The following is a 13839-nucleotide window of genomic DNA, read 5'->3' as shown; positions in this document are numbered from 1 at the left end:
GACAAATATGAGCCACCGCGCAATGAAGCCGGCACGATCGCTGTTGTTCGTGCCCGGCAATAAGCCTGACTGGATCGAGAAGTCGATCGCTGCCAAGGCGGATGCCCTGATCCTGGATCTCGAAGACAGCGTACCGCCCGACCTGAAGGTGGAGGCGCGCGGCATCGTGCGCGCGAAGCTCGCGTGGCTTGCCGCGCAGAACCAGCGCATCTACGTGCGGATCAACCGTTCGCCGCATCTGTACGACTTCGAGGACATCCTTGCGGTGGTCAGCCCGCACGTCGAGGGCATCGTGATCTCGAAGCCATGCGGGCCCGAGGACGTCGACTGCGTCTCGATGATGCTGTCCGAGGCCGAGTACCGCAACGGCGTGGAAGCGGGCACGACGAAGGTGATCCCGCTGCTCGAAACTGCGCGCTCGCTCGAACTGGCCTACGAGATCGCGAAGCGCGACCGTGTGGGCGCCATCTGCGGTGCTACCGCAAAGAACGCGGATGTAGCGCGCGCACTGGGTTACGAGTGGACGCCGGGCGGCCGTGAAAGCCTGACCTTCAAGTCGCGCGCGGTGATGGCCGCACGCGCCGCCGGCAAGCTGTCGATCGGCGGCGTCTGGCAGCAGGTGAGAGACCTCGAAGGACAGAAGCAATCGTCGCTGCTCGACCGCAATCTCGGGATGACCGGCGAACTGGCGCTCCATCCCTCGAATGTCGCGACGATCAACGAGGTCTACACCCCATCGCCCGAGGCCGTTGCCTATTACGAAGGCATGATCGTGGCGCTCGACCAGGCGCAGGCGACCGGCCGTGCCTCCTGCATCTATGACGGCGAACACATCGACATCGCCCACGTCAAGACCGCGCGCGAGATCGTCGCGCTCGCCAGATCTTTCAACGCCTGACTTTTTCCCGGAGACATCAAATGGCTGGACTCTATTTCGAGGATTGCACCGAAGGCCTCGTGGTCGAACACGCGATCCGTCGCACGGTGACCGAAACCGACAACGTGCTGTTCTCGGCCCTGACCTACAACTGCGCGCCGCTGCACATCGATGCGGAATACAGCAAGGACTCGATCTACGGCCAGCGCCTGGTCAACAGCATGTTCCTGCTGGCGCTGGTGGCAGGTGTCACGGTGTACGAGACCACGCTGGGCACCACGCTGGGCAACCTGGGCTTCCAGGAGATCAAGTTCCCGAAGCCGACTTTCCATGGCGATACCATCCGCGTGCGCACTGAGATCGTGAATGCGCGTCTGTCGAAGAGCCGCACCGACTCCGGCATCGTGACGTTCCGCCATGTCGGCCTGAACCAGCGCGACGAAGAGGTTTGCGTGGCCGTCCGTACCGGGCTGATGAAGGTGCGTCCGAAGCAATGAGGTGGCCGGAGACTTGAAATGGATACGCAGGAGCTTGCGGTGCTGCCGGAAATGCGGATGGTGTAGGGGGTATGGGCTCCATGGGTTCCCTGGCTAAAAGACAACTGGCTCGGGAACCGCTTTGGGGACCACCTTGTGGTGGTCTCATTTTTTTTGGTTCTTCGACGTATTGTGGGGGTGTCGTTCTTGGCTGGCGGCGCGGTTTCGCCGGCGTAGCCGGCGAGTCACTTTTTGTCCGAGCGACAAAAAGTAACCAAAAAGCGCGTCGTTGCCGCTGGCCATCAATTCCACGGTGGCAGTGGTTCAAACGGCTTTGGACGCCTGCGATGGTGGTCGGCCGTTCCAACCTGCTAACGCTATGTGAGTCAGAACCTGTGCCTGACGCGGCACGACTTTTGGACGATCCCCAAGACGGACTCGGGTACAGCGTTCCAATACGGTCAGTGGTGGGACGCCTTCGGCTGCGCTGCGCGCACGTCGTCGTCTGGACGCAAGCTCATCAACGTGGCTGGCGCACGAATCCCGATCTCAGTTCCCGTTCCTGATGTCCTGCCTCTACGCGCATGCAATGCGCCCGAGGCTTCGTCACTGAGGCGAAGTTAGGACTAGACCTCAGCGGTCTTACTCCGAGCCGCGCGTAGCGCAGCCGTAGGCGTCCCCGTGAGAGCGATATTAGAAGGGACCACTCCGTAATCCGGGTTCGCTCGTACGCGCTGTCCCATCCTAATCATCTACGCGGCAGGCAGTCTAGCGGTCCTCTGATGCAACAATGGCATTGGGCTCTCGATTGACCACGTAAACGCGCTTTTGCCTCCTTTTGTCGCTCGGACAAAAGGAGGTCGCCGGCTACGCCGGCGAAACAGCCGCGCCAGCGAAGAGCGATAACCAAGCCCCCAACGAAAAGCCCCGCCGGCCCCCCCATGCACGTGCCTACCGTCGTGCGGCGTACAGGCTACTGCGGGCCCTGATGTCTCGAAGAGAATCCGACGCCTTTCCCCGAAGCCATGACTGGCAGGAATAGTCAGGGAATGAATTGAATTAGACAGGCGTGGGGCGAGATGCGATGCTTGTTTCCAAGCCGCGCCGCAGTCGCGACGCCTTCTCTGGCACCTCGATAGTCGGGACCACCGCGGGCACTATCGGGCGACCAGCTCCTACAGGAAGAGACAAATGCAATCATCGACCCACCTCGGGCCGGCGACCTCGTTCGCCCCGGAAAATTCCTTCGACGCGGTGATCATCGGCGCCGGCTTCTCCGGCCTTTACATGCTGCACCGTTTGCGCGAACAAGGCCTGCGCGCGCGCGTCTATGAGGTGGGTGACGATGTCGGCGGCGTGTGGTACTGGAACCGGTACCCGGGCGCCAAGTGCGATGTCGAAAGCATTTACTACAACTACACGTTCTCGGAAGCGTTGTTGAAGGAATGGACGTGGACGACACGCTATGCGGACCAGCCCTCCATTCTGCGATACCTGAATCACGTCGCGGACCGCTTCGAACTGCGGCGCGACATCCAGTTCCGCACGCGGATTACCGCAGCGCACTACGACGAAGCCACCGCGCGCTGGGTCGTGCACGCCGACAATGGACAGACCGTGGCAGCGCGGTACCTGATCTCCGGCGCGGGCTGCCTGTCATCCACCAATACGCCACCGTTCAGTGGCCAGGACCAGTTCAAGGGTCCGCAACTCCATACCGGTCAGTGGCCGCATGAGCCGGTGGATTTTCGCGGCAAGCGTGTCGGTGTGATCGGCACCGGCTCCAGCGGCATCCAGGCGATACCGGAGATTGCGAAGGAAGCCGGACATCTCTACGTTTTCCAGCGCACGCCACACTACTCGACCCCTGCCGGGAATCGCGCGCATGCCGCGGAGTTTCTCGACGAAACACGCGAGAGGTACCCGCAGATCCGGCAGCACATGCGCGAGTCCTCGAACGGGGTTGCCAAGGAAGTCCGGCGCGATTCGGCCCTGAAGGACACTGAGGATGGACGCGCGGCGCGGTACGAGCAGGCCTGGCAGGACGGCGGCACCCTGCTGGCCGCCTATGGCGATCTGCTGACCAATGCTGATGCGAATGCCACGGCCGGCGAGTTTATCCGCGAGAAGATCCGCGACACCGTCAAGGATCCGGCCGTCGCGGAACTGCTGCTGCCGCGCTACATGTATGGCTGCAAGCGACCGGTGCTGGATTCGGGGTACTACGAGACGTTCAACCGTGACAACGTCACGCTGGTCGACGTCAAGTCGGACCCGATCGAGGGCATCACCGCAGCGGGGGTCAAGACGGGCAGCCGAGAGTATCCCCTGGACATGATCGTGTTCGCCACCGGCTACGATGCCATGACCGGCGCGCTGTTCCGCATCGACCTGCGCGGGCGCGACGGCATTTCGCTGCGCGAGAAGTGGCAGGACGGCGCCGCCATCCGCACCTATCTTGGCGTTGCCACGGCCGGTTTCCCGAACTTCTTCATGATCACGGGGCCGGAGAGTCCGTCGGTGCTGAGCAATATGGTGATCTCCATCGAGCAGCATGTCGAATGGATTTCCGACTGCATCCGGCATGCGGAACAACGCGGATGTATGGCGGTCGAGGCCGACTCGCAGGCCGAAGCCGAGTGGAGCCGCCATTGCAAGGAGGTCGCGGACACCACGCTGCTTCCGCAGGGGGAATCCTGGTACACCGGCGCGAATATCCCGGGCAAGCAGCGTTCATTCCCGATCTATCTCGGTGGCGTGGGCGCATTCCGCAAGCACTGCGACGGCGTCAGCGCGCGCGGATACGAGGGTTTCATCCTGACGCCGCAAGCTGCCAAGGCGGCCTGATGGGGCGGGGGCGGCCGGACACCCTGTCCGGCCCTGCGAATTCACCATTCTTCTGATTCACCGGACATGGCACTCGATCCTCAAGCCAGGGCTATCCTCGACTTGATTGCGGCCTCAGGCAATCCGCCCGTACACCAGCGCGATCTGCAGGATGCGCGCGCGACTTTCAATCTCAAGCCGCTGGCCGGGCCGGCGCCGGATGTGGCGCGCGTGGAAGACCGGTTCATTCCCGTCGCGGATGGCAGCATTCCGGTTCGCATCTATACGCCAGTCGGCGGTGATGGCCGGCAGCGTTTGCCGGTGCTGGTCTACTTCCACGGCGGCGGCTGGGTGCTTGGCGACCTCGACGCTGTCGACATCCCATGCCGACACCTGTCGAACCGTGCGGACTGCATCGTCGCCTCGGTGCAATACCGCAAGGCGCCCGAGCAAAAATTCCCGACTGCCGCCGAGGACGCATTCGCCGCGGTGCGTTGGGTGCACGACCATGCGGACGAACTCCATGCCGATCCCGCTCGCATCGCCGTCGGCGGTGACAGCGCGGGCGGGAACCTTGCAGCGGTTAGTGCGCTGATGCACCGCGACCGGGGCGGCGTGGCGCTGTGCTGCCAGCTCCTGATCTACCCGGTCACGGACCATGACTTCGGCACCAGCTCCTATCGCGAGAATGCCGAGGGCTATCTGCTGGCGCGCGACGACATGCGTTGGTTCTGGCGCCAGTACTTGCCGGAGGGCAATGATGGCCATGATCCCTACGCATCCCCTCTACGTGCCCACAGCCTGTCAGGGCTTCCGCCGGCGCTTGTGATTACCGCTGGCTTCGACCCGCTGCGCGATGAAGGCGCCGCCTATGCCGAGCGTCTCGACGCGAGCGGCGTGCGGGTTCGCCATGTCCGATATGACAGCATGATCCACGGCTTCTTCTGGATGCCCGGCGCGCTGGCGCAGGCGCGCGACGCCTACGAGGCTTGCGCCGATACGCTGCGCGAAGCCTTTGCGATGCGCTGACGCGCCATCACACGACGAACACTGGAAGGAGAGCCACACATGCGACTCATGGACAAGGTGGTGTTGATCACGGGAAGCGGAAACGGCATTGGACGCGACGCTGCGCTGCGCTTCGCGCAGGAAGGCGCCATCGTCGTCGCGACGGATGTCAGCCTCGAAGCAGCGGCGGCGACCGCGGCTGCCGTGCGCGAGGCAGGTGGCCGCAGCACGGCTCGCAAGCTCGATGTGCGCAGCGAGGCAGACTGGAAAGCGGTGGCGGATGAAGCCGTGTGCGAGCACGGTCGCGTCGAAGTCCTGCTCAACAACGCCGGAATTTTCATGATTCGCCCGCTCGCCGAGACGATGCTGGACGAGTGGAATCTCGTGATGGCCGTCAACTCGACCGGTGTGTTCCTCGGCATGCGCGAGATCGTACCGCGCATGGCGGCGAGGGGCGGCGGCTCGGTGATCAACATGTCGTCGCTCGCCGGCCTGATCGGCGCCGCCGGGCACACGCTCTATGGCGCGAGCAAAGGTGCGGTACGCACGATGACGAAGGATGTGGCTATCGAGTACGCGGCGCGGCACGTACGCGTCAACTCGGTGCATCCCGGCCTGATCGACACAGGCATGGCGGACTACGCTGCGCAGACCCTCGGCCGTGACAAGACCGCCATCGCACAGGGGTTGCCGATGGGGCGGCTTGGCAACGTGGGCGACGTCACGGCCATGCTGGTTTTCCTCGCGTCGGACGAATCGAGCTACATCACTGGTGCCGAGATGGTGATCGACGGCGGCCGATTCGCGCAATAGCGCTACGGTCAAGCAGGATCGGCACGAATAATCGACGCCTGGCGCGGGACGCGCCAGGCGATCAGGAGGGAACATGAAACTTCAAGGCAAGGTTGCCATTGTCACGGGCGGCGCCAGCGGCATTGGCGAGGCGACGGTACGCGAATTCGTGCGCGAGGGCGCAAGAGTCGTCATTGCGGATGTGTCGGATGCCGGTGCACAGTTGTCGCAGGAACTGAACGACGCGGGCTTCGACACGGCATTCGCCCGTGCAGATGTGAGTGACGAAGCACAGGTCATCAAGATGGTGGCGCTCGCCGCGCAGCGATTCGGCCGGCTCGACATCATGGTCGCCAACGCCGGCATCGGTGCGCCCGGCATGAACATAGCCGAGATGCCGCTCGAACACTGGCGGCGCACCATCGACATCAATCTGACCGGCGTCTTTCTCAGCAACAAGCACGCGATCGCGCGGATGCAGCAACAGGGGCAGGGTGGCGCGATCGTCAATGTCGCCTCGGTTCTCGGACACGTGGGCGCCCCCAACGCGGCGCATTACACCGCGTCGAAGGGGGGCGTGGTCAATATCACAAGGTCGCTTGGTGTCTCGCATGCGCGCGAAGGTATTCGCGTGAACGCGGTCTGCCCCGGCTTCATCGATACGCCCATGCTGGGCCCGTCGGGCACGCCGACACGCGAGCACTATATCGCCGCACATCCCATTGGGCGGCTGGGCCGCGCCGAGGAGATTGCGCAGGCGATCCGGTTCCTTGCCAGCGACGACGCATCGTTCGTGGCAGGTACCAGCTTGCTGGTGGATGGCGGCTACACCGCCCAATAGAACAAAGCGGGTGTCCCGCGACGACACTCGTCAGCATGAAGGAGACAACAATATGAAACAGGAATACGACTACATCGTGGTCGGCGCGGGATCCGCCGGGTGCGCGGTGGCAGGACGGCTGGCAGACAGCAAAGTGGGCACGGTCGCGCTGCTCGAGTGCGGAGGAAGCGACTTCAATCGCGCCATCACCATCCCCATCGGATTCGCCTCGACGGTGCCAAAGGCAGGCCCGTTCAACTACGGCTACGTCACCGAGCCCCAACCGGCACTGAATGGCCGACGGGGCTACCAGCCGCGCGGTCGCGGCCTCGGCGGCACTTCATCGATTAACGGCATGATCTACATCCGTGGCGTGGCTTCGGACTACGATCGCTGGGCGGCGGCCGGTTGCGAAGGCTGGGGCTGGGGCGACGTGCTGCCGTACTTCAAGCGGGCGGAATGCAACGAGCGCCTGGGGGGCAGCGCGGAAGATGCGTTGCATGGCGGCCAGGGCCCGCTTCATGTCGTGGATACGCGCTCCACCAACCCCTTCGACCGGCGCTTCCTTCAGGCGGCCGAATGCGCGGGACTGCGCTACAACGCAGACTTCAACGGTCCCGAGCAGGAGGGCGTGGGCTTTTATCAGCGCACGCAGCGCGACGGCGAGCGCTGGAACGCCGCGCGCGCCTATCTGCATCGAGGCAATCCGCAGTCGGTCAACGGCGGTCGCGACAACCTCGATGTGCTGACAAACAGCCAGGTGCTGCGCGTCCTGTTTGCAGGCAAGCGTGCGGTCGGCGTGGTGGTGACGCGCGATGGTCAGGAATACACGATCCGGGCGCGACGGGAAATCATCCTCAGCGGTGGCACGTTCGGCTCCGCACAGTTGCTGATGGTCTCGGGCGTGGGCCCGGCCGCGCACCTGAGGTCGCATGGCATTGCTGTCGTCCACGACGCCCCGGGCGTTGGCCAGAACCTTCAGGAACACCCCAATGTGAAGCTCCAGCAGCGCGTGTTCAGCACTGACCTGTACGCCGCCAGCTTGCGCGGCGGAATTCGCCTGCTCGGCGAATGGAGGCGCTACAAGCGCGAACGCTTCGGCATGTTCGCATCGAATATTGCTGAGACCGGTGCCTTCTTCAAGACCGACCCTGCGCTCTCCGATCCGGATATCCAGTTGCATTTTTCCACCACGCTCAACGATCCGGCGGCCCGGCGGTTGCACGGCTACAGCCTGAACGTGTGCGTGCTGCGGCCGCACACGCGCGGACAAGTGCTGCTGGCCTCGCCGGACGCACGGACGGCGCCGGTCATCGATCAGAACCTGATGGCCGACGCGCGCGACATGGACACCATGCTGGCAGGACTGCGCGTTGCACGCCGCATCCTTGACCAGTCGCCGCTCGCTCGTCTTGGCGCGACGGCGCACAACCATGCAGCGCTGCGATTCGATGGCACCGATGACGAGGCGGCGCGCGCGTTCATCCGCAAATACACCGACATCGTCTTTCACCCTGTCGGCACGTGCCGCATGGGCGGCGACTCCGCTTCAGTGGTCGATCCGCAACTGCGCGTGCGCGGCGTGGAGGGCCTGCGCGTTGCCGATGCCTCGGTCATGCCTGACCTGATCGGCGGAAACACCAATGCCCCGTCGATCATGATTGGCGAGAAAGCGGCCGACCTCGTTGGCGGAAGCGACCGCCCGCAAGGCCAGGCACTCGCATCTGTCTGGACAAGCGCCCACGGTCAGGCTGGCACGCCGGGCGGGGCTACAGGCCGCCCGGTTCCCGTGACCACCAACGCATGACCAAGACGACCACGACAACCAGGAGGAGTGCCGGCATGCACCACCTAGACCAGTATTACATCGACGGCCAATGGGTCGCGCCAGTCGCCGGCGGCACCACGATGGAAATCGTCAACCCCGCCACCGAAGGCGTGATAGGCACGCTCGCCCTGGGCACCACGGCGGACGTCGACCGTGCGGTGGCCGCCGCACGCGCCGCCTTCCTGACGTGGTCGGCCACGAGCCGCGAGGAGCGCCTGGCCGTGCTCACGCGCATCATCGAGGTGTACAAGACTCGCATGGAGGAGATGGGCGTCGCCATTCACGAGGCGATCGGCGCCCCGCTGTGGCTGGCGAAGAGCAACCACGTCCAGCTCGGCGCGCAGTTCCTGGCCTCGGCCGTGGCGGCACTGAAGGAAATGACGTTCAGCAAGACGGCCGGAAAGACGGAAGTGGTCAGCGAGGCCATCGGCGTGGCGGCGCTCATCACGCCGTGGAACTGGCCGGCCGCCACCGTGGCGGGCAAGGTCGGCTACGCGCTGGCCGCCGGTTGTACGGTTGTGCTCAAACCGTCGGAAGTGTCGCCGCTCGACGCGCGCATCTTCGCCGAGGTCATCCACGCCGCCGGCGTACCGGCGGGCGTGTTCAATATGGTCTATGGCGAAGGCCCGGTGGTTGGTGCGGCGCTGGCGCGTCACCCCGACGTCGACGTGATCTCCATCACGGGTTCTACTCGCGCCGGCTGCCAGGTGGCCGCGGATGCCGCACCCACAGTAAAGCGCGTGCTGCAGGAACTTGGTGGCAAGTCGCCCAACGTGATCCTTGATGACGCCAACCTGAAGACGGCCGTCTCTGACGGCGTCATCAGCGTGATGATCAACTCGGGCCAGACCTGCGTGGCGCCCACGCGCATGCTGGTACCGCGCCACCTGATGGAACAGGCCGTGGCGATTGCGGGCGCAACGGCCTCGGCGCTGAAATGCGGCGATCCCACGCAGCCGGACACCAAGGTCGGCGCGGTCGCCAATCGCGCGCAATTCGAGAAGATCCGGCGCCTGATCGCCACCGGGATCGAGGAAGGCGCGCAATTGGTGGCTGGCGGTACGGACCTGCCGGAGGGCGTGAAAAAGGGCCACTTCGTGCGCCCCACCGTGTTCTCCCTTGCTGACAACCAGGCGACGATCGCGCGCGAAGAAATCTTCGGCCCGGTGCTCGCGATGATTCCCTACGACTCGGAGGAGGAAGCGATCGCCATCGCCAACGACACCGAATACGGGCTGGCCGCCTATATCCAGTCAACCGACGCTGCCCGCGCGCGCCGCGTGGCGGGCCGGCTGCGAGCGGGATCGGTGCGCATCAATGGCGCTGCGGCCGACCTGAGCGCGCCATTCGGCGGCTACAAGCGTTCGGGCAACGGACGCGAACTGGGTATCCACGGCCTGTCGGAATTCCTGGAGCTCAAGGCGATCGCAGGCTGAGCTCGGAAATATCCAAAACCCTCAAGTCGAAAGGTTGGCCATATGATCAGGGCATTTCTGTTTCTGTCCGTTGCTTTCCTGTCTGCCATTCCGGGGTATGCGCAGAGCCGGACTTCCGGTGAACTGTCGCGCAGAGTGCTTGAGCGGCGAGCCATCGAGGCGATCAACTGGGGAATGCCCGCCGTCAACTATGACGTGATGCTTCAGGCGATGATTGGAAGCGCCAAGGGCAGGCCTAACCAGGTGCTTTACTGGTCCGGCCTTCCCGGTTGGCGAAACCAGACGCTCACGCCCAATCCCGACGTGATCTATGCGATGCCGTTCTTCAACACCACGGACGTCGGGCCGATGGTGCTTGAGATTCCTCCTGCGGACGGCGGCTCCATTACGGGGACGATCATGGATGGATGGCAGTCCGCGTTGGAGGATGTAGGGCCGGCCGGTGTCGACAAGGGAAAAGGCGGAAAGTATCTGATTCTGCCACCGGGATATGAGGGGGCCATCCCCGAGGGCTATATCGCCTTGCCTTCGATGACCTATCAGGGGTATGCCCTCCTTCGATCCAATCCGGAAAGCGCGAGCGAGGCCGATGTCGCCAAGGCCGTCGCCTATGCCAGGCGCGTGAGGTTCTATCCGTTATCACTGGCCGGCACCGAACCGCGAACGATCTTTGTGGACGCGATGGATGTTGTGTTCGATGCCACGATTCCCTATGACATCCGCTTCTTCGAATCGCTCAACCGGATCGTTCAGGCCGAGCCTTGGCTATCGCGCGACAAGGTAATGATCGACATGCTCAAGTCGATCGGTATCGAGAAAGGCAAGCCATTCGAACCGGATGCCGCAACGCGAGAGGTCTTGAACTCGGCTGCCGGCGAAGCTCGCCAGTGGCTGGATGAACGTCATGAATCGGGTTTCCCAAGATTTTATGACCGCCATCAGTGGACGATTCCCGCCTCACCGGAATTGGCGAAGACATTTGCCACGTTCTATGAAGCGCCGAATGTCTATTCGGTCGACGGGCGTGGATTGTTTGGGACTTATGCTTTTAGCTCAATCAAGCATAGGGGAGTCGGTCAATTTTATTTGATGTCGACAAAAGATGGCGACGGTCACGCCCTTGACGGCGGCCGAAGCTATCGACTGCGCGTGCCGGCGAATGTACCGGTGAGGCTCTATTGGTCGGCAGCGTTGTACGACCGGGCGACTCATGCGCCAATTCGTCATGCGAAGGTCGTCAGCCGTTCGTCGTTGAGCTTGGGATTGCAAAAGAACAGCGACGGTTCGGTGGACATCTATTTCGGCCCCGTTGCGCCGAAGGGAAAGGAGGGGAACTGGGCGCCCACAAGTTCCGCTGGAAGATTCGAGGTCATTTTCCGCTTCTTCGGGCCGGAGAAGTCGCTGCTCGATAAGACGTGGGTGTTGCCGGACATTGAGAAGGTGAACTGAGGGAGACCCGGAATGGCAAACTCTGCTATGCGATGTGCCGCTGCGGTGGCAACGCTTACGGCATTGACGGCGCCTGCGCATTCGGCAAACAGCCCGGTCGTGGTCACTGCGGAGAACTTCGCGCGCGCCGAGAGCGATACGTATTTCAAGATGCTGGTCGATCGCGGCGGCTTCGGCAAGTTTTCCCATCGCCGCGATTTGCCGCTTGAGGGGACAGGCGTACGACCCAATCGCGATACGCTCTATTCTCTCGGTGTGTTCGATCTGGAAGCGGGGCCGGTCACGATCACGATTCCGGAGAGCGGCAAGCGCTTCATATCCTTACAGGCGACGGACGAAGATCACTACGTCTACGGCGTTGACTACAGCGCCGGCGCCCATACCTACACAAGGGACAAGGTCGGGACCCGTTACATGATGGCGGCCGTCCGCATTTTCGTGGACCCGAACGATGCTGCCGACATGGACCGCGGTCGCGCGTTGCAGGATCAGATCAAGGTATCGCAGCCTGGTGGTCCCGGAACGTTCGCACCACCCACCTGGGATCAGGCGAGTCAGAAGAAAATTCGCGACGCCCTGATGATTCTGGGTGAGACTCTGCCCGATTGGCGGGGAGCCGGCGGACGAAGGGGAGAAGTTGATCCGGTCCGGCATCTGATCGTCAGTGCGACGGGCTGGGGATTGGCTCCCGACAGGGATGCAATCTATCTGAACTTTACGCCGCCTCGAAATGATGGCCAATTCGTTTATCGGCTCACCATTCCGGCGAACGTACCTGTGGGTGCCTTTTGGTCCATCAGCTTGTACAACAATCAGGGGCGTTTCGAGAAGAATCAATATGGCGTCTACACCATCAACAATGTGACGGCCAAAAAGAGCGCGGACGGATCCGTCGCCGTCCAGTTTGGCGGGTGCGATGGCAAGACTTCAAACTGTCTGCCCACCATGAGCGGATGGAACTATATCGTCCGCCTCTATCGTCCGGGCCCGGAGGTTCTCGATGGAAGCTGGAAGTTCCCCGAAGCCAGGCTGGTGAATTGACGGGTAGATCGTCGAGCCCGATGGGCAGACTCGCCATCCGGGGAAGTACAATCCCGCCGGAGAGCCTCTCACACGAAGGGATTCAGCATGGACAGCAGACTTGCGCACGCGGTAGCTGTGGGGCGGCACGGCACGATTTCCCGAGCCGCCGAGGCCTTGCATCTGTCGCAATCCGCCGTCACCAAGAGCATTGCGGACCTGGAGCGCCAGCTTGGTTATCAGCTCTTCAACCGCTCGGTCCGCGGCGTCACGCCAACCGACGCGGGTCGACTCTTCCTCGAACGCGCGCAGCGCATCATCGCCGACACGGCGGAACTGCTGGGCGGGCAAAGTATCGCCGACCCGTATGCTGGCGTGCTGCGCATCGGTGTGTTTCCCGGCACGCTTGAATGGATCCTCATGCAGCCACTGCAATGGCTGGTGAGTCGACACCCGTCGGTGCGACTCGACCTGGTCACCGGCAACAAAGTGCAGTCCCTTCGTATGCTGGAACGTGGCGATGTGGATATAGCGATAAGCATTGAACCCGTCTTCGAAGGACGAGCGCAACTTCACTACGAACGTTTTGGATCGCTCGAGCCGCTCGCATTCGTGCGACGTGACCATCCGGTGCTGAACACCGCCGCTCCCGTCAACATCGCTGAGTATCCGCTCGTTCTGCCAACCGAGGTGTGGGAAGAACAGGCGCTGAGGCAACTGGAGTCCAGCTACGGCGGCGATCTTGACACGCAATGCCACAAGATCGCCAATTTTCCCCTCGCATGCAAAGTCGTCGAGGCCAGCGATGCCATCGGCCTGGTTGACAAGGGTTTTGCGGAAACGGCCTACTTTCGCCAGCGCTTCAGCATTCTGGCAGGGTTTCAGCTACCCAAGAGGGAAGTTTGCTGGGCCGTGCCCAAGCAATGGACGGTCAAGCCAGCCGCCAAGGCACTGATGGCGATTCTCTCAAAGGTGCATGGCAAGCACGAAATGGTGTTCGACATCGAAGACAGGGCCGCGCCGCATGAGCGGCAATAGCAGAGCCGCTTTCCGACACGTTCCCTGTACCTTGGCATAGCATGCCGTTCCCCGACGACGCCTCGGCGCCGGTCGGGCCTCCGTGATGTCGACGTCCGTTCTCATAGCCTGGCAGCCCTTCAAGCGGTGCCGCGTCAGTCGAGAATGAGGCGGTCAGGGACTCGGCCGTGACCACTCTTCCGCTATCTGTTTCGAGGATATCAGGTGTCGGAATTTTTGATTTTACGATGGCGCGGACGCTTCCTACACTCCTCCGAACAAAAGAAGGA

Annotated in this window: 11 protein-coding genes; all 11 read left to right on the top strand. The window is 62.9% G+C overall.

The window, feature by feature from the left end; translation table 11 throughout:
• Positions 1-7 precede the first annotated feature (7 nt).
• The 11 genes from KHO41_RS22300 to KHO41_RS22250 all read left to right on the top strand — a co-directional run bounded on the left by KHO41_RS22300 (position 8) and on the right by KHO41_RS22250 (position 13570).
• Positions 8-898, top strand: a complete 891-nt coding sequence (locus KHO41_RS22300) for an HpcH/HpaI aldolase/citrate lyase family protein (protein ID WP_244873962.1) — start codon at positions 8-10, stop codon at positions 896-898.
• Between the two features lie 20 nt (positions 899-918).
• Entirely contained in the window at positions 919-1374 is a 456-nt protein-coding gene (locus tag KHO41_RS22295; RefSeq protein WP_211955462.1) for a MaoC family dehydratase, read from the top strand.
• A 1170-nt stretch (positions 1375-2544) separates the two neighbouring features.
• Complete coding sequence (locus KHO41_RS22290; protein WP_211955461.1) at positions 2545-4200, top strand: flavin-containing monooxygenase; 1656 nt, start codon at positions 2545-2547, stop codon at positions 4198-4200.
• 66 nt (positions 4201-4266) lie between these two features.
• Positions 4267-5208, top strand: coding sequence for an alpha/beta hydrolase (locus tag KHO41_RS22285; protein WP_211955460.1), 942 nt, complete (start codon positions 4267-4269; stop codon positions 5206-5208).
• Positions 5209-5247: 39 nt separating this feature from the next.
• Complete coding sequence (locus tag KHO41_RS22280; RefSeq protein ID WP_211955459.1) at positions 5248-6000, top strand: SDR family NAD(P)-dependent oxidoreductase; 753 nt, start codon at positions 5248-5250, stop codon at positions 5998-6000.
• A 73-nt stretch (positions 6001-6073) separates the two neighbouring features.
• The gene (locus tag KHO41_RS22275; protein WP_211955458.1) at positions 6074-6820 is read left to right on the top strand and encodes an SDR family NAD(P)-dependent oxidoreductase; all 747 of its coding nucleotides are present in this window, start codon (positions 6074-6076) and stop codon (positions 6818-6820) included.
• Between the two features lie 52 nt (positions 6821-6872).
• Positions 6873-8606, top strand: coding sequence for a GMC family oxidoreductase (locus KHO41_RS22270; RefSeq protein WP_211955457.1), 1734 nt, complete (start codon positions 6873-6875; stop codon positions 8604-8606).
• Positions 8607-8641: 35 nt separating this feature from the next.
• Complete coding sequence (locus KHO41_RS22265; protein WP_211955456.1) at positions 8642-10063, top strand: aldehyde dehydrogenase family protein; 1422 nt, start codon at positions 8642-8644, stop codon at positions 10061-10063.
• Positions 10064-10105: 42 nt separating this feature from the next.
• Positions 10106-11512, top strand: a complete 1407-nt coding sequence (locus tag KHO41_RS22260) for a DUF1254 domain-containing protein (protein ID WP_211955455.1) — start codon at positions 10106-10108, stop codon at positions 11510-11512.
• 12 nt (positions 11513-11524) lie between these two features.
• Complete coding sequence (locus KHO41_RS22255; protein WP_244873961.1) at positions 11525-12553, top strand: DUF1214 domain-containing protein; 1029 nt, start codon at positions 11525-11527, stop codon at positions 12551-12553.
• An 87-nt stretch (positions 12554-12640) separates the two neighbouring features.
• Positions 12641-13570: a LysR family transcriptional regulator gene (locus KHO41_RS22250; RefSeq protein ID WP_211955454.1), complete on the top strand. Its 930-nt coding sequence runs from the start codon at positions 12641-12643 to the stop codon at positions 13568-13570.
• The last annotated feature ends 269 nt before the right edge of the window (positions 13571-13839 follow it).

Origin of the sequence: Cupriavidus numazuensis (assembly GCF_905397435.1) — a bacterium.
In the GTDB taxonomy this organism is placed as follows: domain Bacteria; phylum Pseudomonadota; class Gammaproteobacteria; order Burkholderiales; family Burkholderiaceae; genus Cupriavidus; species Cupriavidus numazuensis.
This window is presented reverse-complemented; position numbering and strand designations above follow the sequence as displayed.